The organism is Cohnella sp. SGD-V74 (genome assembly GCF_003001675.1).
Classification (GTDB): domain Bacteria; phylum Bacillota; class Bacilli; order Paenibacillales; family Paenibacillaceae; genus Cohnella.
The window spans coordinates 41108-63940 of record NZ_PVYW01000021.1 but is presented as its reverse complement, the minus strand read 5'-3'; the positions used below and the strand labels follow the sequence as shown (position 1 = coordinate 63940).

The window sequence follows — 22833 nt, the reverse complement described above, 5'->3', positions numbered from 1 at the left end:
TTAATGTACGGTGCATCTATCTCCTTCCGATGCCGGGAGATAGATGCCCTTCTTTTTTATCGATAATCTTGTATAGCCGCCCTTCGGCCGAAACTGTGATGTCCGTCACGAAGAACAGCGGCGACTGATGCTACAGTTAATATTGAGAATAATTATCGGTAAACATCGGGAGTGATGTTATGAGCGAATTGATCAATAACCGCGAAGTCCTCTCTGGGCGGGAGACGGAACGTCAGGCGATTCTAAAGGACATATTTCTGGATCTCTACCACGGCAAGAGCAAGGAAGAAGTCCAAGCTTGTTTCGACGAGAAAATTGGGGAGATTACTTTGGAGGAGCTGTCCGGACTGTCCGCGCTGCAGGGAGAATATATTGCGTCGCAGGGCTTGTCCGAGAGCGAGATCAAGCGGTTGTCCGCGCTGCATATGTCGATCATCGAAGGGAAAATCAAGCGCGCGCAGCATCCGCAGGATGAACCGGGACACCCCGTCCATACGTTCCTTCTGGAAAACAGGGAAATCGAAAAGCTGATCCAAACGAGGCTGCAGCCGCATCTGCGGAAGTTCGAGGAGGACGACGGCGAGGAGAGCCGGTACAAGCTGATCGAAGATTACAATCTGCTGCTCGATGTGGACAAACATTATACCCGCAAAGAGCAGCTGTTGTTCCCTTACTTGGAGAAGTACGGAATTAACGGGCCTTCCATCAATATGTGGCGGCTGGACGACTTCATCCGGGACGCCATTAAGGCGGCCAAACGGAATTTAACGTACTACGACGGGGATAAAACGGCGTTGCTTCGGGAAATGAACGATCTCATGGAGCAGACGCGAGGGATGATCTATCGGGAAGAGCAAATTCTTTTTCCGATGGCGATGGAGCATCTGACCGAGGACGAATGGATCAAGATCGCGGGAGAGAGCGAGGTCATCGGCTTCTGCCTGATCGACGGAGCCGAGAAATGGATTCCCCACAGAGATCGGCTGGACGGACAATCCATCGCCGACGGATATATTAAGATGGAGACCGGCACGCTGTCTCTGCGGCAGCTGGAGCTGATCATGAACCACTTGCCCGTCGATCTGACGTTTATCGATCACAACGATATCGTCCGCTATTTCTCGCACGGCAAAGAAAGGATCTTCGCGCGCACGAAGGCCGTGATCGGCAGAACGGTGCAAAATTGCCACCCGCCCAAGAGCGCGCATGTGGTGGAAGCACTGCTGGACGACTTCAAATCGGGGAAGAAGGATTCGGAGGACTTCTGGATCCCGTTCCGCGACAAGTTCGTGTACATCCGCTACTTCGCGGTTCGCGACGATACCGGCGCCTACATGGGAACTCTGGAATTCACGCAAAATATCGGTCCTATTCAAGCCATCCAGGGAGAGAAACGAATTATGTCTTAGGGCGTGTATGCAAACCCGTTTTAGCGCAGCACGTCGGAATGCCGGAGCAGGAAGAGGCCGTCCTCGCGGAGTCGACTGTCCAAGTCCTCTCGCGAAGCGGCCTCTTCCCGTACTGCAGCGTGACGCGTCCTAGAGCGGCGGAGTCACTCCGAGCCGCGCCCAGCCTTCCTTCGAAGGGCCATACACGGCAGGAATGGACAGCTCCGCCTGGCGCATCAAGACGGTGACCTGTCCCCGATGGTGGGCGATATGCTTGATCAGTCCCATCAGAATCATGGCATTGGACTCCACTCGTCCGAACGCATTCTGGGTTTGGCGCAGCGTATCATCCGTCCATTGTTCCCTGAGCTCGTTACCCGCATTCGCGGCTACCGTCCTGAAGGCTTCCGCGATCTCCTGCGCGGACGGCACCTCGTTCGCATCGCCCGCCTCGGCGATCGGCAAGCCGAATTCCGTTAAATACTCCGGGATATTCGAGACGAAATGCCAAGCGATCCTCCCCAGCGTGCGCCCTTCCGGATACACCGGCTGCCCGAGCGACTCGTCCGTCAGCCCATCCAGAATCCCTTGGGTCAATACGGCCTCTCTGTTCCATTCGACGATAAAATCTTCAACCGTGACATACATGCGGCCATCCTCCTTCAGGACAATAGCTTGCCCTGAATCCATCTTAAACGGTGATAGCGACAGATTCTGTCATAGTTACGATTTTTCATTGCAATCCCGCCATCGGCTCACAGCGTTGAGGCGGCTTGGCGCAGCAGCGAAATCAGCTCAGCGCTGTCGGGCGCTTGTCCTTTGCGAAGCTTCAGCGTTTTTCTTTCCGGCGGCCCTTCGAACCGGTCTTCCGGCAGCTCCAAGCCCGATGCGTTAAACAGAGTGAAGCTGACCGCCTCCTTCGAAGGCGAGATGACGGCGGCATACTTCCCGTTCTTGAGGAAGTGGGGCTTCTTGTACTGAATGCGTTCTTGAACGCCGTCCACCGCCTCGTGGACGATAGCTCTCAAGGCGGTCGACAGCTCAACCTGCCACGGTTCTTTCAAAGATTCGATAAAATCGGTAACTTCCGGGTTCATCTTCATCGCTCCTTGTTTGTCGTTTCTTAATCTTGCCTCAACATGCCGAGTTGGAGCGCCAGATCGTTCTCCAGTCCGATATTTCGCGGACCGTGGGCCTTGTCCTCCAACCGTCTAAGCTCGACTTCCATCCGTTCGCATCCTCCGGGAGCCGGAATCCGGCGCGCCCAGCCGATCGCCTCTTCCATCGATTCAGACTCGATGACCAGATACTCCGCCAACAGCCACGAATCCGCCGGGAAAGGACCGCACTCCAGCTCCGGCTCGCCCTCCGGCGAGAATGCCATCCGAATTCCGCCCGAGCTGGGCTGCAGCCGCTCCGCAGCCAGAAGCACCCCCGCCTCGGCCATGGACGCCAGACTCGCTTCCTTGGCGAAGCGATGTTCCCGACTGTGCGGGACGCCCGCTTCCGAGCATCCCGTCGCTTTGACAAGAAGCATAAATCGCATTCTGGATTCCTCCTTTCTATCTGTTACGACGAATCGGGAATCCGGAAATCGACATACGCGCGAAAATTAATCGGAGGAACGAGCATCGCACTCTGCGGCCCGCGCGCACAGCAGCTCTTGTTCGCGGACGTTGCGGGTCATCGCCGCCGCCCGCTCGAATTCCAGGCGCGCCTCTCCGTATCTCCCCAGCTTCCTGAGCAGCTCTCCGCGAACGCTCGGGAGCAGGTGATAGTTCTCCAGAGCGGACAAGCCGGCAATCTCGTCGACGATCTGCAGACCGTAAGCGGGACCGAACGCCATTGCGACCGCCACCGCCCGGTTCAGCTCGACGATCGGGGACGGGGCTTGCCGGGACAGCGCCTCGTACAGCGCGGCAATGCGAATCCAGTTGGTCTCCTCCGATGTCGGAGCCTCGGCATGACACGCCGCGATAGCCGCTTGCAGCGCATACGGCCCGAGCGGACGGCCGAGCTTGCGGCAGCGTTCCAGCGCCGCGAGACCGCGGCGAATCAGCAGGCGGTCCCACTGCGCGCGGTCCTGATCCAGAAGCAGGACCGGCTCGCCTTGGTCGCCGACTCTCGTTCTCAGGCGCGAAGCTTGAATTTCCATTAACGCGACCAGCCCGTGAACCTCCGGTTCCCGAGGCGCAAGCTCCGCAAGAATACGGCCCAGCCTGAGCGCCTCTTGGCAGAGCAAGGGCCTCACCCAGTGCTCCCCGGAGGTGGCCGCGTACCCTTCGTTAAACATCAGATAGACGACCTCAAGCACGGCGGACAGCCGCTCCGCCAGCTCTTCGCCCGAGGGCATCTCGAACGAGCTCCTCTCGGCATTTAGCGTTTTCTTGGCCCGAACGATTCGCTGGGCGACGGTCGGTTCGGAGGTTAGAAAGGAGCGGGCGATCTCTTCCGTCGTCAGCCCGCACAGCAGCCGCAGCGTCAAGGCGACCCGGGCTTCCCGGGACAGCGCCGGATGACAGGTCATAAAGACGAGACGGAGGAGATCGTCTCCGACCTCTCCGTCCAACGCCTTGTCCATGTCGTCTTCCGAGATCAGCTCCGAGACGCGGGCAAGCTCCGCGTATTTGTCGTCCCGCTGCCTGTTCCTGCGTATCCAGTCGATCGCTCGGCGCTTCGCCACCGTCATCAGCCATGCGCCCGGATTGTCCGGAATCCCCGTCTCCGGCCAACGCTCCAGAGCGACGACCATCGCATCCTGCGCCAGGTCCTCTGCGAGCCCCACGTCCCTGACCATTCGCGTCAACGCCGCGATCAGCTTGGGCGCCTCGATCCGCCAGATCGCATCGACGGTTCGGCGGGCCGCCGGGCGATTCACGGGCGCCTGCGCTCGTCGAGCTGCTTGCGCAGAGCGGCCTGTCCGGCCAACGCCTCCGGCTCGCTCGTCAGGTCATGGGGCTCGAACACCTGCCTGAGCTCAATCTCCCCCTGGCCGAAGCCGTGGGGGTCCGGCATGCGGAGCGCCCATTCGATCGCCTCTTCCCTGGATTTCACTTCAATGAGCGTGTATCCGGCGATAATCTCTTTGGCCTCCGCGAAGGGACCGTCGACCACCTTCGGCTTGCCGCCCGGCTCGGGGTAAGAAATCCGAATCCCCGCGGATGTGGGCTGCAGGCCGTCCGCCGCGAGCAGCACGCCGGCTTTGACCAACTCCTCGTTGTATTTCTGCATCGCCTCGAGCAGTTCAGGGCTTGGCGGCGTTCCCGCTTCCGAATCCGTCGTTCCTTTTACGATCATCATAAACCGCATTGTCTTATCCTCCTAAAATGAAATTCAAGTTGTAAAGCATTGAAAATCCCTGATGCTCCGTCAGGCACGATCAAGCCCCGGCAGAGCGGCCTTCCCGATCGTCCAGGAGAAAAGCCGTCAACTCCGAAGCGATTCGCTTGGCGTCCAGCTTCTTGGTGTGACCGAGCCCCCGCTTGCTGACCAACCGCGCGTTCGGCAGCACGGTCGACAAAGCTTGAGCGGCGCGGCGCAGCGATGCCGGACTCTCCGTGCCTTCGAGGACAAGCGTCGGCATCGCAGCTCCGCTCCAAAGCTTGCCGTCAAGCGGGCGTCCCCCTATGTGCCCCTCAAGCAGCTTCACATCGTACGGAAGCGTATGGGCAACGGCCTTCAATCTGTCCCAGGTTCCCGGCATCAGCCGGAGCATGAACGGAACGAATGCGGGAGCGCCCATGCCCTTGGTCATGAAGTAGCGGATAGCGTCCTCCCTGCGATCCTTCGCGATCATCTCGCTCACTTGCCGGACGAAGTCCGCCGGCGGCCTGGGGTCGCTGGGGTTCACGATGAACGGCGGCTCGTGCAGCGCCAGTCTCGCGATCGGCGCCCCCTTGGCCGCGGCTTGAAGCGCAAGCACCGCGCCGGAAGACAAGCCGTACACGCAAGCTTCGCCTCCCGCCTCTTCGATCAGCGCCTGCAGATCCTCGATCTCGCGATCCGTCGAGTAGGACAAGCCGTCTCCGCTGTCGCCGCGTCCGCGCCGATCGTAATTGTAGACCGTAAACCTCTCCGCCAGGCAGGACGCGAGCTGCTTCATTCCCGGAAAATTGCGATAGCTGAACGCGCCTCCTGTCAGAACAAGCGCCGGTCCTTGCCCGGACCTGTCGTATGCGATTTTCGTGCCGTCCTTGGAAATCACCGTTCGCATCTGCATTCTCCTTTGCATTTTTGTCGTTCTATACATTACGACGATCCGGATGCCGGCCAATCGACAGATCGGCAAAAAATTTTTTCGCGCTGCGACTGCTTGTCCGATCCCGTTTCCGAGGCCCTCTTATACGTGAAGGCCACCCTGTAGCGGATGGCCTTCGTTGTTCAATTGGATCCAGGGGAGTCCCGTAATTTTCCAAGTCTGCATTCATCCACATCATAGCAAAGCGGATTTTATAAATCTACATCCCCAAGGCCTATTCAGCGCTCAATCCCGTAAACCCGCCCCAAAGCATCGTTAAAATTTCCTCATTCTTTTCAGAAAAGAAATGCCCGCTTTACGAAAAAAACCGCTTGGCTGCGCGCTTTTGGCTGACGAGCCGCTCGAATGCCGATTCTCATCATCCTCAATCTGCCAGACGGACAGCCTTCGATTTTATCGTATGATGGTCCGAGGGAAGGGGCGAGTAACGTGTTGAACAGATATTGGACTTTACCTTTAACGCTTGTATTGGCTGCTATTCTGGCTTGGCCGGCTTCTGGCGCATCGGCGCAGACGCTCGGCGGAACGACGGTATACGTTAACGGTCAACCGGCATCGACGACCGTCATGATACAGAACGGATATCAGCTTGTACCGGCATCCTGGTTTCGCGGCCTGAACGTCTCGGTCGGCTGGAGTGAGAAGTACCGCTCGGCCGTGCTCACCACATCGTCGATCCAGATCGGGTTTCCCGCGGGCGAACGCCATTCCGATTATCGGAGCGCCGGGAAGACGGCATGGCAGAGGGACAACCTGGATACGCGGACGACGCTGATCGGCGGAACCGCCTACGTACCGCTGGCGTACACGGCAAGAAAGCTCGGCTTCGGCGTCCAATACGATTCGCGTAAAGGAGCGGCGCTGATCTCGACCGGAGAGGGCGGGTTCGTCGCGATGTCCCAGCAGAAGCAATCTTCGGACGAAGAGCTTCTCTGGCTGTACCGGATTACGGAAGCGGAGGCGGGCAGCGAGAGCTACGCGGGCAAAGTGGCCGTCGCGGCTTCGATCCTGAACCGGGTCGAGCATCCCGAATGGCCGGATACGATTATCGATGCGATTTTCCAAGTGGACTATTACAACGGCAAAGCCTACTATCAGTATTCTCCGGTGCTGGACAAACGCATTTATTCGGTGTCGCCGAGCCAGGAGACGAAACGCGCCGTGCAAGAAGCGCTGAACGGTTCCGATCCGGGACTCGGGGCCATCGTCTTCTTCAATCCGAAGAAGACGGACAACGCCTGGGTACGAAGCCGTCCGGTTACAGTGAAGATCGGCAATCACGTATTCGCAAAATAATCGAAAGCCCCGTCCGAAGGGAATATTCGCTTCGGACGGGGCTTTCGATTATTTTCCGTTCCATCGATTACCGGGCTGCTTCACGTAATTCTCGAACACATATCGCCAGGGGATGACGAAGGGAAACAGGACGACCAACAGGCACGCGATCACCGTCTCCATGACCGTGTCGTCCATCTGGCCGGAGGTCCAGATCGGGAGCGCTACGACGATCAGCCACACCATCGGGTCCAGTCCGGACAACGGTTCGTCCATCAGGATGTAGGGGGCTTCCCGAGCCAGCGTCAGCACGATCTGCAGACGGCCGCGGTTCCCTTTTGAGAGCGCCTTGATTTTCATCCCGGGGTCCAACTTCATCAGCTGCATGATTTCTTCCGCTTTATTCAAGTTAAAATCGGCATATTGCGCGGCCTGGAACCTCATGGCTTCCCGCACCGTGAACACGGGGTAAAATGACCCAAGCTCGGAGGAGTACGCAACGATTTTGCCGCTCCTGCGGCTGGCCGTCTCTCCGTTGACTGTAACGCTTCCGCTCGTGGGCACCGACAACCCGGCCATCAGCTTCAACAGCGTGGACTTCCCGCTTCCGTTCCCGCCTACAATGCCAATGATTTTACCCGGAGGCACCGTTAGGGAGATGTCCTTGAGCGCCACCCGCTTCGGATAACTCTTCGACACATTCGTTAATCGAATCAGGTTACCCCTCTCCTTTCTCCGCGTTGTTCAGATAGTCCGCGAGCCCGGACAGAATCTCTGGCGCGCCGTATCCCATTTCTTGCATGACGAGGACGAATTGGCGTATCTGCTCCGTATACACATACTCGCCCGTATAGGTTTGCAGGGGTTCAGTCAGTATGGACGGAAAGCGGTAGGCAACGCCCCCCCATTCCGTCAGGAAACGATACGGCGCGGAAGATTCGAACGCGGCGCCTAGCCAGACAAACAGGATGGCCGCTCCGGCCGTCGCTGTCCGGCTCCAACGCCCGATCTTCAGCCTGAGGCCTCGGGATAAAGCCCACAGTGCCGTCACCGCGACGCCGAGCGCCGCGGACGTCAACAAAATGTGAGGAAAAGCGAACAGGCCCAATTTCCAGGCATCCGTCCAATACGGTTCGATTAAGCTGATCTTCGGGGCCAGCAGCAGGCCGGACAGCGCGTACAGCATGACCAGCGAGATCGCGGCCAGCAGCACGCCGTTCGCGATTTTGCTCGCGAGCAATCGGATAGCCGATTGAGGATTGTTCAGCCATAACGCCAGATGACGGCTCTCCGTCGCTAAGCTTGCAACTACAATAGCCGGAGCATAGAACGCATGAGCGACCGCGCCAATCGCCAAGGGTATGAACATCAGCAACGGATCTTCCGCCGCTCTTCCCAGGTAAAACGTCAAAATGGCGATCAGCGCGTTCAGAACAAGACCTGCGACAAATATTGTTCTCGATAGCTTGAAATCTTTAACAAACAAGGCCGGCCATCCCTTCATCTTTCCCCCGTTATCGAGAGTCTTCTGGAGGATATAGGGAAGTATTGTCGAAAAAGTAAAGATTCAGATAGGTCGTTTGAACCACGCTGCATGACGACTCATCGCATTTTTTTGCCTTAGGAGGTTATCTCCCTGAATCAACGGCTGGATTACCTGGACAATCTGAGAACCGCTCTGACGGTTCTGGTCGTCGTCTTCCATACCTCAATCGCATACGGAGCGTCCGGCTCGTGGATATTGGTGGACGTCGACACAAGCGAATTGACGATAACCTCCATTTTGCTGACCCTGTTCACGGCCGTGTGCCAAGCTTTCTTTATGTCGCTGTTTTTCTTTCTCTCCGCGTACTTTATTCCGACGTCCTACGATCGCAAAGGACCGGGCCGCTTCTTGAAGGATCGCCTGATCCGCTTAGGAATCCCGCTCGTTGTCTACAGTTTCTTGATCGGTCCCGTGACGGGCTGGTATGCCCACTTGCGCGGTACAACGTCGTTGCAGGAGTTCTATCGCGCCGAAGTGTGGAGCTTCAAACATATCTTCGTAGGACCGGCATGGTTTATTGAGGCTTTGCTCCTGTTCGCGATTGTATACGTCGCTTACCGCCTGCTGACCGCGAAAAGAGGGACGGCTTCGCCCGAGATTCCCTTCCCTTCGGACAAGGTTTTGCTCGTATCGGCCGTTGCCAGCGGCTTGGTCGCATTCGCGGTTCGATTCGCCTATCCTACCGGCGAAGGGCCGCTCGGGCTCCAGTTCGGCTACTTCCCGTTATACATCTTGTTGTTTATCGCCGGCCTGCTGGCCCGCCGTCACAACTGGATGGAACGGCTGACCGCCCAAACCGCCAAACGGTGGGGACGGATCGCGGTCTTCGTCATCCCCGTTCTGCCCATCGGCCTTATCTTAACGGGAGCTCTGGAGGGAAACATTGCGTTCGAGGGCGGCTTTAACGCGCAAGCCATACTGTATGCGTTCTGGGAGCCCTTCGTTTGCTTCGGCATTATCCTGGCGCTGCTGCGCGTCTTTCAAACTCGCTTCCATGCGTCCGGCCGCCTGCGCAAGTGGATGTCCGACCACGCTTATACCGTATACTTGATCCATCCGCCCGTGATCGTCTTCTGGACGATAGTCGCGCAACCGCTCGACTGGCCCCAGGCCATCAAATGGGCCATCGTCTCCGTCCTAAGCGTCGGCTTATGCTTCCTGGCTTCCGCCGCGATTCGCTTAATCCCGGGAGCGAAACGAATCGTCTAAACCGCGAATCGTCCGGGTCGGTTCGTTCTCCTTCGGCGGCGGGGATGGCGGTGGAGACGGAGGGCGCGGCTCTTTCTAAGACGACGATCGTCCGGGAGCGCTCGAGGCGCTTCCGGACGGACCGCAACATGCCGAAGCGCTCGCCGCTTCGGCATGTCTCTTATCTCGACGGGGCCATATTGTTATAGATGCGCGTCGCGTTCACTTTCCCCGTGCCGGTATCCTCGGTCGTAAATCCCGACACGATGTTTCCAACCTTAAATTCCTTCTGAAGCAGCTCTTCGGACGGCTCCGCGGCCGTCGGACCGTCGATGCCCATTGCGGTTTCCGGGGTCACGGTCACCCACAAGTTGCCGACCTTGAAGCTTTGGCCGTCCTCGCTCACTTCGGTGATGACGCCTTCGATATTGACCGCCGCTTTGCCCGTAGTGATTGGAGGCTTCGACGCGACCCCCGAGGGCTGCGGCTGCGGAGAGGTGGACGTCTCCGGGGAGACCGCCGAAGGCAGCGGAGAAGCGGTCGGCGTCGGGACGCTCTGGTTCACCGTGAAAATGCTGACCGCCAATACCGCGCAAGCCGCTGCGCCAACCGCCCACCCCGTTAACGTTCTTTTCTTCGCGTATTCCATATTGATCTTCTCCTTTGGTTTGTTCTCGTTTGACGCGGATCTTTCCGTTGCCTGCATCAGCTTCCGATACGTTTCTTCTTTGAAATTGTCGCTTGTCTTCACATTGGACATGGCTGATTTATAAACAGATTTCTTCATTCTCCGAGCCTCCGATCTTCTTCTTCAAGAGGAAGCGCCCTCTTGCCAGCCAAGTTCCGACGGTTGCCTGCTTGGCCTGCATAATCACAGCGATTTCCTGAATCGTATATCCCTCGAAATAGTGCAGATGAATCGGAATCCGATACTTCTTGTCCAGGGCCAGTACGGCCTGCAAAATCTCGTTCTCTTCCTCGGGGAGGTAGCTCAGGTTTTCGGGAACCGGGTTTCGGCTTCTGAACCACCCGGTCTTCAGCATGTTTTTGCTTTTATTGATCGCCGTGCGAATCAGCCAAGCTTTCTCGTGTTCATCGTTCTCGAATGCGGGCCGCTTCTGCAAGTAGGCGAGAAACACTTCCTGCGCCACTTCTTCCGCGTCGGCTATATTTTTTAAGTAGGCGAAAGCGATCTTGATCAAGCTTTGCGAATATAAATCCAACACCCGTCGCACAGATTCATTGAGCTCATATGAATTGTACACCTCAGCGCCTCCTTTCACTGTTAATACAATCGAACGCGCTTCTATTTTTCATCGCTTCGGAATTTTTTTGACATGCATCCGCTTGGAAGCGAACCGAGACGCCGACCTCTCTCCTGCCATAGACGCAAAAAAGCCCGCAAATGATTGCGGGCGCGAGAACTTGGGGCAATTTGTCAGTCTTGTTTGTACTTCTTCTTCAGCGTGTCCGACGCGACTCCCGCGCCGATCATAAGAAACAAGGGCGTGAAGTTCCATAGGAACGATCCGCCGATTAACGCAATGTCCGTCGACGCGAATTTGTTCAGAAGGAGCACGACCAATTTGATGACGAGCATGGCGGCGCCTGCCAGAAACAGGACATCGACGGTAAATTTCAATCTCGGATAGGCCAGCCGTTTGCTTTCTTGAATCACTGTTTTCGTCAACTCCTCATCGCTCCTTAGCAGTTCGTCGATGGTTACTTCGAACAGATCGCTTATTTTGATAATGATTTCGATGCCGGGGTAATTCTGGCCGTTCTCCCACTTCGACACCGACTGTCGGCTCACATACAGCTTCGCGGCCAATTCCTCCTGCGACCAGCCCTTCTTGCTTCTTTCCGTTTTCAACTTCTCGCCGAAGATCATTGCAGCAGCTGCCTTTCTGTCGTTTGATAAGCCCATCTTGATCGAGCCGCGCGCAAAAGTAAAGAGCGCTCTGGTTGCGCAAGCCCCGCAACCCCCGGTTGCAGGCGTACGGATGCAGGTTCTCGTATGCGCAGCGCTGAATTTCGGAGAGGCGCGGGTGCAATACTAAAGCGAAAAATACATCCGAAAAAGGTGAACGCCATGACGAATCCAACCTCCGATAACCGGGAAGCCATCGAGAAAGTCCGCGAATTGATCAAAGGCATTGATACGGCAATGCTGACGACGGTATCGGAAGAAGGCCTGGTTTCGCGTCCTATGAAAACTCAGGACATGGACGACGACGGCAGCTTATGGTTCCTGACTCAGAAAGACAGCGGCAAATTCCACGAGCTGCTGCGCAACCGGCAAGTCAACGTAGCCTATGCGGGCAAGTCCTTCGTTTCGATCCGCGGCACGGCCGAGCTGGTGGAAGACGTGGAGAAGCTGAAACAATTCTGGAATCCGATGTACAAGGAGCTGCTGGAAACGACGTACGACGACCCCAACCTCGTCCTGATCAAGGTGAACGTCGAAACGGCCGAGTATTGGGATTCGGGCAACAAATTCCAGATGGCGAAATTCATGCTGCGGAGGTTAATGGGGAAAAATACGGAAGGAACGGAGATCAATCGCATCGTGACGCTGAGTTAGAGGACGTTTAAGGGGGTGTCCCGTGAGTAAACAGAGTCGTACAGAACGATTATCTATGGGATGATGTCATGGGCGTCTATCTCCCTCCGATGCTATACGATCCTGAAATGGGAACGGTAAACCCGTCAAAAGGTGATTTCAGGACCGTATGAGGCAGTCTCCGGGAGATAGATGCCCACCCTTTTTCATCGATAATCTTGTACTTCCCTACTTACGGGACAACCCCTTCGGCGATGCGATTAGTTATTTTTTGAGCATATGGAACACTTGCTCGACGTCCTTGTCGCCGCGGCCGGACAGGTTGATGACGAGAATCCTGTCCGGGTCCATCGATGGAGCCAGCTTCTTCGCATAGGCAAGCGCATGCGCGCTCTCCAGAGCCGGTATGATTCCCTCAACGCGAGACAGCTCCTGGAACGCTTCCAGCACCTCCTCGTTCGTGACCGTAGCGTATTCGGCCCGGCCCGTCACCTTCAGGTGGCTGTGCTCCGGTCCGATGCCCGGATAGTCGAGCCCGGCAGCGATCGAATAGGTTTTCCTGGGCTCGCCGTTCTCGTCGAGCAGCACCAGGCACTTGAAGCCGTGAATGGTTCCCGGGACGCCCTGAGTCAAAGTCGGCGCCTGGTCGGGTTCGACGCCGATGAGGCGTACGCTCGGCTCGTCGATGTAGTGGGCGAACGCGCCGATCGCGTTGCTGCCGCCGCCCGCGCAAGCGATAACCGCGTCGGGAAGACGCCCTTCCTTCTCGATAATTTGCCGCTTCGACTCTTCGCTGATGATCGCCTGGAAGTGCTTGACCATCGTCGGGAACGGATGCGGACCGACCGCGGAGCCGAGCAGATAGAACGTATTTTTGTAGTTCTGAACGAGATCGCCCAGCGCTTCGTCGACCGCGTCCTTCAGACGTCCCTGCCCCTTGTCGACCGGCACGACGGTCGCGCCGAGCAGCTCCATCCGGAACACATTCAGCGCCTGGCGCCGCGTGTCTTCCGCCCCCATGTAGATGACACACTCCATATTAAACATCGCGCAAGCCGTCGCTGTGGCGACTCCATGCTGCCCGGCTCCGGTCTCCGCGATGATCCGCTTCGCTCCCATTCTCTTGGCGAGCAGAATCTGGCCGATTGCGTTATTGATTTTGTGCGCTCCGGTATGGTTCAGATCCTCGCGCTTGAGGTAGATCTTGGCGCCGCCCCAAGCTTCGGTCAGTCGTTCGGCATACGTCAGCGGGCTCTCGCGGCCAACGTATTCGCGAAGGTAATAACGAAGCTCTTCCTTGAAGTCAGGGTCGTCTCTGAACTTGTAAAACTGTTCGCTCAAGTAGTTCAGCACATCCTGCAGTTCCGGCGGAACGAAGCTTCCCCCGAACTCTCCGAAGTACCCCTCTTGCTCCAATTGTCGACTCATATGTAAGCGCCTCCATTTATGGAAATGGCAAATCTTCCAAACTATTATATCAGAAGTTCGGGCTTCGAGACTAGGATTCGGTTTGATGCGTACAAACATGCTCTCGGGTGAGCGGCTTTTTTTCGTTACAGTATGCGCAGCATTCGTTGAAGTGGGTTTTCGCAATTACCTCAAGGATTTATGGCAGCGCTGCGTGCTTCTCCTGTATATAAAAAGCCAACCCCTAAATGAGATCAGCTACAAAAATGTGCGTATTTTGTCTAAGCACTCATTGACTAATTCATTCGGGGCTTTTCCGACAATGTCAATGCGTCTAGCTCGCCAATCGAGATTTTTGATCTGATCCGTTAAAATGACCCCGTCAAACACCAACCCTTTGGGGAGCAATACTTCAAACCCCCAGCCTCGGACCGTATGAGTGATTGGGCAGACTGAAACAAAACCCGTCGTTTCGTTAAACGATTTTGGTGAGAGCACGATTGCAGATCTTCTACCGGCTTGTTCGTGACCTGCCTGGGGATTAAAGTTTATCCATACTAGATCTCCTCGATCTGCACTCATCTAAAGCAATTCCTTCCCTTCTACACCAAAATCCATTTCATCGTGTCGATTTTCCGGTTTGCATTGGGCCAACAATTCTTCCAATGTCGGCTTTTTCTTTTTAGGGATTACGATGAGCGAATGATCATCACCCACAATCAAGTCAACTTCCGAACCTTGGCTGATCGCAATCTTTTCCGCGATCTGGCTGGGAATGCGAATGCCTAGACTGTTTCCCCACTTTTGTACGGTGGTAGACATGGTGAGTCCCCCCTCTTTCCGACTTCTTTCTCTCATTTTATCACACCTCCAACAACACGTATATACCAGTATATACGTGTTGTTGGAAATGATACCTTAACGAGGAGCGTATCATCTATAAAGCAAAATCGAAGGCACCCAATCGGGTGCCTTCTCTACGTTATTTGTATAAGAAATATCTAGCATGGGTCCTCTCAGGACTTAGGTGCGGAACGTTCCGCACCTAGAGGCACCCACTTGCCTTGCTTCATGAGTTCAATCGCCCTCCGTGTCTCCTCGAAGACTGCTTCGCGTTCTTCCTCCGGCACAGGAACCGCCAGTACGCCCCTGGAGATCTCCTCCAGTTCGCTCATTCCCTCGAACAGTCGCTTGTCACGCATGTCATACCCCTCCTTCTCCGAAGTAGGTAGCCACCAATTGCACCGCCCGCGGCGTCGCAATGAAAAGTCGATTTGGCCCCATCGCCTCTGCTCGAAGTGCGCGAACGTAATAATCCACCAACCCCGTCTTCGCATCAAAGGCGACGTACCCTTCGCAACCTGCCTCGAAACTACGCCTGCACGCAATCGCGAATAGGTGAGCACCGACGCCCCTGAATTCCTGCCGTTCTCTTCCGATGTTCCATGGCGCGTTCTCCACCAAATATACTTCCACCCAGCTATCTCTCACGCCAAGGCATACGATCCCTTGTATGGCATTATCTCCTTGCACCAGCAGCTTATACACTTCGAAGTTCTTGTCTTTCAGATAACGGCTCCAGTCGAATCCGATCCAACCGGCCTCCTCACCTACTTGCTTCAGATCGTCGAAAGTCAGGCGGGCGAATTCCGTCTGGTATGTCTCGCCGGACACTCGATGTACGAGACAGGGCGTCTCTTCATCGATTTCAATATCAATAAGTGCCATGACATCCCCCAGACTAACAATGATCCTCTTCTAATTGTATCATATCGACAAGAGGAGCGAAATTTAAATGAGCCGACAAGAGCAGTTTATTCTTAACTGCCTCAAGAAACAATTTGAGCATCTAGAATAGTTAGCACTCCGGATCGAGCCCAAGCAACTTCCAAGAACTCGAATTTGATAAAGCAAAAGGGTTAGGAGAAATCGATCGAGCGGAGGGGAAGCCCTTGTCCGAACCTGGGGTGTCCATTATTACCTGCACGAATCAGCCCGGCTTTATCGCGAACATCTTGAACAATTACCGGGCTCAACGCTACAAGCGCAAAGAACTGATCATCATCCTTAACAAGGACGGCATTAGCTTGGAGGAGTGGCGGCGAAAGACCGCGGGTTATCCCGATGTGACCGTCTATCAAGTGCCGGAGCGAATCTCGCTGGGACAATGTTTAAATGGCGGCATCTGCCGGGCCAAGTATCCGCTCGTCGCCAAATTCGACCACGACGATTATTATTCGCCGTACTATCTGAGGGAGCAAGTCCAGACGCTCCTGCGCACGGGAAGCCCGGTAGTCGGCAAGCACGCGTGTCTGGTTTATCTGGCTGCAAGCCGTCGGCTGATCATCCGGTCTCCGCACGAACGGAATAAATTCGTCGGATTCGTTCAAGGCGGAACCCTCTTGTTCTGGAAGAAGCTGTTCCGCAACGTCCCCTTCCCGGATATCTCGCTTGGCGAGGACGTCAAGTTTTTACGAGGCTGCTCTAAGAAAGGCTACCGTATATACGCTGCTTCCCCCTACAACTACGTCTACGTCCGCAGAAAGGATAAAAGCACTCATACATGGCGAGTGAGCGATCGGCGCTTCCTGATCGGCAGCCGCCCCGTTGCCGTTACCCGGCATTTCCGCAAGTTTGCCGTGCGCAAAGCTTGAGCCGCCCTTCCTAGGCCTTACACTGCGCGCATACGCCATAATACTCGACCTTGCAGCTGTCGACCTGGAACGCGCCTTTATTCGTCCCGACGACCCACAACGCTTCGGCATTCTCAGGCTCCAGGTTGTAGATCCCGCCGCAAAGCCTGCAATGAAAATGCCAATGATTCTCGTCGGCCAGCTCGAAATTGCTGGATTTGCTGCCGTTGGACAGCTCGCGGACGACGCCGATCTCCTTCAGGATCTTTAACGTGCTGTACACCGTCATCTGGCTGACGTAAGGAAATTTCTCGGCCATGCCCGCATAAATCCGCTCCGCCGTCGGATGCGACAATTCCAGTAGGAGTTCGATAATCCGAACGCGCTGGGGAGTGATGCGCAATCCTTCTTCTTTCATTTTGGCCAGTATCGTTTCTTTGCTCAGCATGACCGCCATCGCTCGTCCTCCTTTTCGAACTGTATAGCAGGAAAGCAAAGAGCAGTATTCGGCAACAAATACTGCTCTTTGCTTTCCATGTTCGGATTACAGGTAGAAGATCCGGCCTTCGATGGCCTTAATGCAAGTCGAAACGATCGGCGTTCATGACCTTGACCCAAGCGGCGATGAAGTCGCGCACGAACTTGGCCTGGTTGTCGTCTTGGGCGTACACTTCCGCGATGGCGCGCAGCACGGAGTTGGAGCCGAATACGAGGTCCACGATCGTCGCCGTGCGTACGACCTCGCCCGTCTTGCGATCGCGCCCTTCGTATACGCCGTCTTCCGCAGGCTTCCATTGCACTCCCATATCGAGCAGGTTCACGAAGAAGTCGTTCGTGAGCAGGCCAACCCGGTCCGTGAATACGCCGTGCTTGGTACCGCCGTAGTTGGCGCCCAGCACGCGCAGTCCGCCGATAAGCGCCGTCATCTCCGGTGCTGTAAGGTTGAGCAGCTGCGCCTTGTCTACGAGAAGCTCAGCAGGGCTTACGCTGTACTGCTTCTTCTGATAGTTGCGGAAGCCGTCCGCGACCGGCTCCAGCACCGCGAAGCTCTCTACGTCCGTCTGCTCTTGGGTCGCGTCGCCGCGTCCGGCCGTGAACGGCACGGTCACGTCGAAGCCCGCATCGCGCGCGGCTTTCTCTACCGCGGCGCTGCCGCCCAGAACGATCAAATCGGCCAAGCTGACTTTCTTGTCGAGATCGTCTTGAATGGCTTCCAGAATCGCAAGCACTTTCGCAAGCTGCTTCGGCTGATTCGCTTCCCAATCCTTCTGCGGAGCCAGACGGATTCGGGAGCCGTTGGCGCCGCCCCGCATATCGGAGCCGCGGAAGGTGCTGGCCGAAGCCCAAGCGGTCGTGACCAGCTCGCCGATCGTCAGTCCGGAATCGAGAATCTTCGTCTTCAGATCCTCGACTTCTTCACTCGTTAATTCGTAGTCCGCGGCAGGCACCGGGTCCTGCCAGATCAGAACTTCATCCGGAACTTCCGGTCCCAGGTATCTGGCGCGAGGCCCCATGTCGCGATGCGTGAGCTTAAACCATGCGCGGGCGAACGTATCTGCGAACTCGTCCGGGTTCTCGTAGAAGCGGCGGGAAATCTTCTCGTAGGCCGGATCAACGCGCAACGCCATATCGGCGGTAGTCATGATCGTAGGGACGCGAATGGACGGATCTTCCGCATCCGGCGCGAGATGCTCCACGGCAGGATCTACAGGTGTCCACTGATGAGCCCCTGCCGGGCTCTTCGTGAGCTTCCATTCGTATCCGAACAGCAGCTCGAAGAACCCGTTGTCCCACTGCGTCGGATTCGCGGTCCAAGCGCCTTCGATGCCGCTGGTGATGGCGTCGCGGCCCTTGCCGGAGCCGTGCGTGCTGATCCATCCCAAGCCTTGCGCCTCTACGGCGGCCGCTTCCGGCTCCGCGCCGACGTGGGCAGCGTCTCCTGCGCCGTGAGCCTTGCCGAACGTATGTCCGCCGGCTACGAGCGCCACCGTCTCTTCGTCGTTCATGCCCATCCGCTTGAACGTCTCGCGGATGTCGCGGGCGCTTGCCAGCGGGTCGGGAGTGCCGTTCGGGCCTTCCGGATTGACATAGATCAAGCCCATCTGCACGGCGGCAAGCGGGTTCTCAAGCTGACGATCGCCTGTATACCGCTTGTCCCCCAGCCATTCCGTCTCGACTCCCCAGTAAATATCCTCTTCCGGATGCCACACGTCCTCGCGGCCGCCGCCGAAGCCGAACGTCTTGCCTCCCATCGATTCGATGGCGACATTGCCCGTCAGAATGAGCAAGTCGGCCCAAGAAATCTTGTTGCCGTACTTCTGCTTGATCGGCCACAGCAGACGGCGCGCTTTATCGAGATTGCCGTTGTCCGGCCAGCTGTTCAGAGGCGCAAAACGCTGCGTGCCGGTGTTGGCCCCGCCGCGTCCGTCGCCCGTGCGGTATGTACCCGCGGAATGCCAGGCCATACGTATAAAGAACGGACCGTAGTGTCCGTAGTCGGCCGGCCACCAGTCTTGACTGTCGGTCATCAGATCGCGCAGATCCTGCTTAAGCGCCTGGTAGTCCAGCTTTCCGAACTCTTCCTCATAATTGAACTGTTCGTCCATAGGGTTCGACTTCCGGTCATGCTGGTGAAGAATGTTCAAGTTCAACTGGTTCGGCCACCAATTTCTGTTCGTCGTACCGCTAGACCTGTGACTTGCAGCGCTTCCATGATGGACCGGACACTTGCCGGCACCCGCACTCACCATATCCATTCCTGTCACCCCTAAAATATAATGAATTTCAAATAATAATGATTCTAATTTAGTTATAAAGCTACTCGCCCAAGAAATCAACCTTTAATTTTTGGACGAAAACAAAAAGAAACCTTCCCCGCCGGCCGCCGGATGCCATTGGGAAAAGTCTCTTGATCTTCGTCCTTGAAATTAAGGACGTTGGATGAATAATTGCGTCCAATACGTCCGATATTCGCTTGTCGGATTGCCGGCTACGTAACCGACGCCGGTGTCTGTGAAACGGCGATCCAGAATGTTGGCCCGGTGGCCTGTGCTGTTCATCCACACTCTGACGACCTCTTCGGGCGTTGTCGGGCCGGCCGCGATATTTTCCGCGGAAGCTCTCCACTCAACGCCGAACCTGTCCAACATTTGCTGGGGAGAGCCGTATAGCGGGGAGTTATGGCCGAAATAGTTGTTGTCCCGCATATCGGTCGATTTCAGCCGGGCCAGCTCCGCCAGCGTCGAGTTCAGCGTCAGCGCGGGGATGCCCCGGCTTGTTCTTTCCATATTAACGAGTCTGAACACTTGCAGTTCGAAAGCGTTGGATTGCTTAATGCGCGGCTTCAAGCCGCTCGCTCTTCTGACCGGAGTCTTGACGCTCCGCTTCGGGCTTGTCGTCCGACTCGCTGCCGGCTTCACCTTCTTGTTCCAGGATATTCTTCTCTTCATCATTGAACCTCCATTCTATAATTGGATCCATTCAATATATGGAGAAGAAGGACTCCCTGCTTGTACCCCGACCTAAGCGAGCGACCCTGCTGCCGATTAAACGAAATTAAACACCGCCTCTCTTCGCACGATTTTTCCTATTTTAGCCGTAAAGGCTTTTTCTACGATCCAATAAATCAACTGAATCCCAATAAAGAGGCTGAGTATAATTCCAATGTTGGTCTGAAACGGAATGTAATCGCCCGTTTGGATGGACAGGCTTCTGTGTATTTCCTTGCACAGGGCAATGCTGGGGAACAGCATCAGCAGGAAAGCAGCCGTCATGACCGGCCTGTATACGCTGATCAGCATGTCGTTAATCTCTTTGGGCCTGTAGCCCAATAACCCCAGAACCAGCATGTCCTTCTTACTGTCCTGAAAATTAAGAAGCAATACCAAGTAGATGAGAATAAGCCCCGCCACGCATCCCAGCAGTTGATTAATGACCGCGCTCATCCGATTGGAGACGACATCCTTGTCGAGCGCCGCCAAGCGGTCTGCTCTTGCCGTAACTTGCCCAGGGACCGCCGGTTCCAGCTCGTTGCTCCAATAGCCGTTATACGAGGTTTCCGGCAGGCCGAGCCAATCGGTCAACTGTTTCCTGCCGATATACACGGAGTTGCTTTCCGCGTTTTCCGCCACGCCGGCAATGAAGGCCGAATGAGGTGCGCCCGAGAGCTCAAGGGTAATCATATCGCCCTTCTTGAGACCGTACACTTCCTCCAGAGCGGCGCCGATCCATATTCCGTTATCCTCCGGAACGGTCAGCCGTTCGTTGTTCCGGTCGTGCAGCTCCAGCGTATTCCCGCCGCCGGATAGGCCGACGATGTGCTGTTGAATAGGCTCGCGAGCGCCTGACATCTGGATGGAAGCCGGAACTTTCAAGTACAGATCCGAACGCGCGGGTTTTCCCGTATCGTCCAGAACCATCTCGTCCAACCGCACGTTATACGCATAATGATGTCCCTCCGTCTGCGACCGATAGACTTTATCGCTGCTCATGTAGAGGGAGACACTCATGATGAAAAGGCTCATGCTTACCCCGACGGCGATCAGGCTGAGCACGCAGGTGACGGGCTTGCGAAGCGCGATTCTGACCGAAACTCTGCGGCTTTCCGGCCATACGGAAGAAATGCGGTCGGCAATCCGGTTAACGGTTCGATTTTCCCTTTTCGCAGCCGCATCGCTTATGAGCAGTGCAGTCTCTCTCTTGCAAAACGTTGCGCAGGACCACGCAGTCGCGGCGCACAACACCGAGATGACCAGAATAACGCCGTAAACCAGGCTAACGGCATGGATGCCTCTTTCAACGTCGGCAATCCCGTAGGAAGCCGTATAGGCATCCAGCAGCACCCCCGAGAAGATCCACCCTAATACAGCGCCCGTTAACGAAGCTGCCGTGGACAGAATAAGCGTACAGGCTGCATACGTCCGTACGATGACTCGATTACTGAAACCAAGCGCCTTAAATGCGCCGATCTCTCTTTGATGCTTGCCGAAATAATGCCGGTAAAAAAGAAACGTCGCAAATGCGCTCATAGCCAAAAAGCATAAGAGAAACATCCATGCCAAAGACGCGTTCGCCTGCAGCGCCGCAAGCAATCCGGCCTGATCCTCGGTCAAAGTCGCCCCCGATCGCACGAGCCTGCGCAGGTTATCCATATTGGTATCAATGGAGAATTGAACAAAAAAGTACATAAACGAAGTCAACATGACCAACAGGCCGAGCAGAGCAGCGTAGCTCCTGTTTTTCAACAGGCTTCTCCCGGTTTCCTTGAACAGCAAGCGTTCGCTTGTTCGAATGCTCATCCGATTTCCCAGCTCATTTCTTCCGCGCTAATGGGGCTTTATTCGACCTGTCCTGATGAACAAGTCCGTCTTTCATTGTAATAATGCGTTCGGCGGTATCGGCGATCCTTAAATTGTGGGTGATGAACACGACCGTTACGCCGTACCGCTGTTTGATCGAGTGCAATAGCTTGATCACGCGTCTGCTGTTCTCCTCGTCCAGGGCTCCGGTCGCCTCGTCGCAGAACAGGACTTTGGGATTTTTAATGATCGCCCTGGCTACGGATACTCTCTGCTGCTGTCCGCCGGATAATTGGGAGGGGAACTTATGTAAAATGTCGTCTATTCCGAGCATTTCCGTAATTTCGTCAAAGGGTAATGAGGTTTCCCGGCTCGTCGTCATGCCAATCCGAATGTTCTCCCCCGCCGTCAAATTCGGCAGCAGAAGATAGCTCTGGAAAATATGGCCGATGTCGTTCCTCTTCAGATCCGCCATTTGGGAAGGGTTAAACGCGGTAAGCTCGGAACCGTTGTAGAACACCTTGCCGGAAGTCGGCTTTAGCAGCCCGGACATAATATTCAGCAAGGTCGTTTTGCCGGAGCCGCTTGCGCCGAGGATGACGTTGAACGAGTTCGGGGAGATGGACAGATCCACTCCGTTTAATACCGTTTCGTTTTCATGGAATCGCTTCACGATTTTCTCTGCGCTCAGGATGGTTGCCATCGTATCCCTCAATTCTAATTGTCAGACGATCGGGGCCATTATAAGGTCTAGCTGCTCTTGGATCAGCTCGGGAGAAACCGACATGCTCATGGCCAGGACATTCAATCCTTCCAGCGCAACGACGAAATGCCTTGCCGTTTTCTCGATATCCGCATGAGCTAAGCGTGTCATTTCTTGCCGTTCAATCCCGTAGGCAAGGACGCGAGAGAAGACGGCAACCGCGCCATTAAAGTACGCCCCCAGCACTTCCTCCGGAAGATGACGTCTTCGCGATAAGAAATATTCGTAGCTGGCCGCTCTAATCGTATTTTTCGCATTCGCCAATTCCTCTTTCTGCTTTTGCAGAAAACCGTGCAACAGCTCGACGGCGTTCCTTCCCTGCTTCATGCCCTCGGTGAAATACGCATAATCATCTTCTTTGCTCAACGATAAAATATCCTCGAAAATCTCCTGCGCAGAGCTGTAATACTTGTATAGCCCGCCGCGGCTTATTCCGCACTCTTCGACGATGTGTTTCATCGTAACGGAGGGATATCCTTCTCTTATAAAGACGGTTTCGGCTTTCTCCAAAATGT

27 protein-coding genes are annotated in these 22833 nt (G+C 55.7%); 5 read left to right on the top strand and 22 right to left on the bottom strand.

Annotated features, from left to right (window positions below):
- Window positions 1-179: 179 nt before the first annotated feature.
- Window positions 180-1409 carry a DUF438 domain-containing protein gene (locus B0G52_RS27140; protein ID WP_094049174.1) on the top strand — a complete coding sequence of 410 codons (1230 nt, stop codon included), beginning with the start codon at window positions 180-182 and terminating at the stop codon, window positions 1407-1409.
- A gap of 129 nt (window positions 1410-1538) precedes the next feature.
- Here B0G52_RS27140 and B0G52_RS27135 read toward each other — a convergent pair whose 3' ends face one another.
- The 6 genes from B0G52_RS27135 to B0G52_RS27110 all read right to left on the bottom strand — a co-directional run bounded on the left by B0G52_RS27135 (window position 1539) and on the right by B0G52_RS27110 (window position 5601).
- Complete coding sequence (locus tag B0G52_RS27135; protein WP_094049172.1) at window positions 1539-2036, bottom strand: DinB family protein; 498 nt, start codon at window positions 2034-2036, stop codon at window positions 1539-1541.
- Between the two features lie 107 nt (window positions 2037-2143).
- Window positions 2144-2485 (bottom strand): DUF1801 domain-containing protein, encoded by a 342-nt coding sequence (locus tag B0G52_RS27130; protein WP_094049171.1) that lies wholly within the window; start codon window positions 2483-2485, stop codon window positions 2144-2146.
- Window positions 2486-2511: 26 nt separating this feature from the next.
- Window positions 2512-2934, bottom strand: coding sequence for a YciI family protein (locus B0G52_RS27125; RefSeq protein WP_094049169.1), 423 nt, complete (start codon window positions 2932-2934; stop codon window positions 2512-2514).
- A gap of 66 nt (window positions 2935-3000) precedes the next feature.
- The gene (locus B0G52_RS27120; protein WP_094049167.1) at window positions 3001-4266 is read right to left on the bottom strand and encodes an RNA polymerase sigma factor; all 1266 of its coding nucleotides are present in this window, start codon (window positions 4264-4266) and stop codon (window positions 3001-3003) included.
- Window positions 4263-4697 carry a YciI family protein gene (locus tag B0G52_RS27115; RefSeq protein ID WP_094049165.1) on the bottom strand — a complete coding sequence of 145 codons (435 nt, stop codon included), beginning with the start codon at window positions 4695-4697 and terminating at the stop codon, window positions 4263-4265. Before B0G52_RS27115 ends, B0G52_RS27120 begins: the two co-directional genes overlap by 4 nt.
- A gap of 70 nt (window positions 4698-4767) precedes the next feature.
- The gene (locus tag B0G52_RS27110; RefSeq protein ID WP_094049163.1) at window positions 4768-5601 is read right to left on the bottom strand and encodes an alpha/beta fold hydrolase; all 834 of its coding nucleotides are present in this window, start codon (window positions 5599-5601) and stop codon (window positions 4768-4770) included.
- A gap of 474 nt (window positions 5602-6075) precedes the next feature.
- On the opposite strand from B0G52_RS27110, the gene B0G52_RS27105 reads away from it, so the two are divergent.
- Complete coding sequence (locus B0G52_RS27105; protein WP_158223890.1) at window positions 6076-6942, top strand: cell wall hydrolase; 867 nt, start codon at window positions 6076-6078, stop codon at window positions 6940-6942.
- A 48-nt stretch (window positions 6943-6990) separates the two neighbouring features.
- Here the strand turns inward: B0G52_RS27105 and B0G52_RS27100 are convergent, their stop codons facing one another.
- Complete coding sequence (locus B0G52_RS27100; protein WP_233163105.1) at window positions 6991-7620, bottom strand: ATP-binding cassette domain-containing protein; 630 nt, start codon at window positions 7618-7620, stop codon at window positions 6991-6993.
- Window positions 7621-7639: 19 nt separating this feature from the next.
- Entirely contained in the window at window positions 7640-8407 is a 768-nt protein-coding gene (locus B0G52_RS27095; protein WP_143762661.1) for a hypothetical protein, read from the bottom strand.
- A 144-nt stretch (window positions 8408-8551) separates the two neighbouring features.
- Here B0G52_RS27095 and B0G52_RS27090 point away from each other — a divergent pair, with 144 nt between their 5' ends.
- Window positions 8552-9676: an acyltransferase gene (locus tag B0G52_RS27090; protein ID WP_094049155.1), complete on the top strand. Its 1125-nt coding sequence runs from the start codon at window positions 8552-8554 to the stop codon at window positions 9674-9676.
- A 160-nt stretch (window positions 9677-9836) separates the two neighbouring features.
- Here the strand turns inward: B0G52_RS27090 and B0G52_RS27085 are convergent, their stop codons facing one another.
- From B0G52_RS27085 to B0G52_RS27075, 3 genes are all read right to left on the bottom strand, one after another.
- Complete coding sequence (locus B0G52_RS27085; protein ID WP_143762660.1) at window positions 9837-10442, bottom strand: hypothetical protein; 606 nt, start codon at window positions 10440-10442, stop codon at window positions 9837-9839.
- Window positions 10423-10920, bottom strand: a complete 498-nt coding sequence (locus B0G52_RS27080) for an RNA polymerase sigma factor (RefSeq protein WP_094049151.1) — start codon at window positions 10918-10920, stop codon at window positions 10423-10425. Before B0G52_RS27080 ends, B0G52_RS27085 begins: the two co-directional genes overlap by 20 nt.
- Window positions 10921-11093: 173 nt before the next feature.
- Window positions 11094-11546, bottom strand: a complete 453-nt coding sequence (locus B0G52_RS27075) for a helix-turn-helix domain-containing protein (protein ID WP_094049149.1) — start codon at window positions 11544-11546, stop codon at window positions 11094-11096.
- Window positions 11547-11747: 201 nt separating this feature from the next.
- Here B0G52_RS27075 and B0G52_RS27070 point away from each other — a divergent pair, with 201 nt between their 5' ends.
- Complete coding sequence (locus B0G52_RS27070) at window positions 11748-12239, top strand: pyridoxamine 5'-phosphate oxidase family protein (RefSeq protein WP_094049147.1); 492 nt, start codon at window positions 11748-11750, stop codon at window positions 12237-12239.
- A 243-nt stretch (window positions 12240-12482) separates the two neighbouring features.
- Here the strand turns inward: B0G52_RS27070 and trpB are convergent, their stop codons facing one another.
- From trpB to B0G52_RS27045, 5 genes are all read right to left on the bottom strand, one after another.
- Window positions 12483-13646, bottom strand: coding sequence for a tryptophan synthase subunit beta (gene trpB / locus B0G52_RS27065; RefSeq protein ID WP_094049145.1), 1164 nt, complete (start codon window positions 13644-13646; stop codon window positions 12483-12485).
- A gap of 237 nt (window positions 13647-13883) precedes the next feature.
- Window positions 13884-14207, bottom strand: a complete 324-nt coding sequence (locus tag B0G52_RS27060) for a type II toxin-antitoxin system PemK/MazF family toxin (protein WP_094049143.1) — start codon at window positions 14205-14207, stop codon at window positions 13884-13886.
- Window positions 14208-14447, bottom strand: a complete 240-nt coding sequence (locus B0G52_RS27055) for an AbrB/MazE/SpoVT family DNA-binding domain-containing protein (protein ID WP_233163103.1) — start codon at window positions 14445-14447, stop codon at window positions 14208-14210.
- A gap of 194 nt (window positions 14448-14641) precedes the next feature.
- Window positions 14642-14827, bottom strand: a complete 186-nt coding sequence (locus B0G52_RS27050) for a hypothetical protein (protein ID WP_094049140.1) — start codon at window positions 14825-14827, stop codon at window positions 14642-14644.
- Between the two features lies 1 nt (window position 14828).
- The gene (locus tag B0G52_RS27045; RefSeq protein ID WP_094049138.1) at window positions 14829-15353 is read right to left on the bottom strand and encodes a hypothetical protein; all 525 of its coding nucleotides are present in this window, start codon (window positions 15351-15353) and stop codon (window positions 14829-14831) included.
- A 224-nt stretch (window positions 15354-15577) separates the two neighbouring features.
- On the opposite strand from B0G52_RS27045, the gene B0G52_RS27040 reads away from it, so the two are divergent.
- Complete coding sequence (locus B0G52_RS27040; protein ID WP_094049136.1) at window positions 15578-16279, top strand: glycosyltransferase family 2 protein; 702 nt, start codon at window positions 15578-15580, stop codon at window positions 16277-16279.
- A gap of 10 nt (window positions 16280-16289) precedes the next feature.
- On the opposite strand, the gene B0G52_RS27035 is transcribed toward B0G52_RS27040, so the two are convergent.
- The 6 genes from B0G52_RS27035 to B0G52_RS27010 form a co-directional block, all read right to left on the bottom strand.
- Window positions 16290-16715 (bottom strand): Fur family transcriptional regulator, encoded by a 426-nt coding sequence (locus B0G52_RS27035; RefSeq protein WP_094049134.1) that lies wholly within the window; start codon window positions 16713-16715, stop codon window positions 16290-16292.
- Window positions 16716-16833: 118 nt separating this feature from the next.
- A complete protein-coding gene (gene katG / locus B0G52_RS27030; protein ID WP_094049132.1) occupies window positions 16834-19014 on the bottom strand; it encodes a catalase/peroxidase HPI in 2181 nt (726 codons plus the stop codon).
- 171 nt (window positions 19015-19185) lie between these two features.
- Window positions 19186-19707, bottom strand: coding sequence for a CAP domain-containing protein (locus B0G52_RS27025; RefSeq protein ID WP_158223889.1), 522 nt, complete (start codon window positions 19705-19707; stop codon window positions 19186-19188).
- Window positions 19708-19803: 96 nt separating this feature from the next.
- On the bottom strand, window positions 19804-21555 hold the full coding sequence (locus tag B0G52_RS27020; protein WP_094049127.1) for an FtsX-like permease family protein: 1752 nt from the start codon (window positions 21553-21555) through the stop codon (window positions 19804-19806).
- Window positions 21556-21568: 13 nt separating this feature from the next.
- Entirely contained in the window at window positions 21569-22258 is a 690-nt protein-coding gene (locus B0G52_RS27015; RefSeq protein WP_198960737.1) for an ABC transporter ATP-binding protein, read from the bottom strand.
- 21 nt (window positions 22259-22279) lie between these two features.
- Entirely contained in the window at window positions 22280-22828 is a 549-nt protein-coding gene (locus B0G52_RS27010; RefSeq protein ID WP_158223888.1) for a TetR/AcrR family transcriptional regulator, read from the bottom strand.
- Window positions 22829-22833 lie beyond the last annotated feature (5 nt).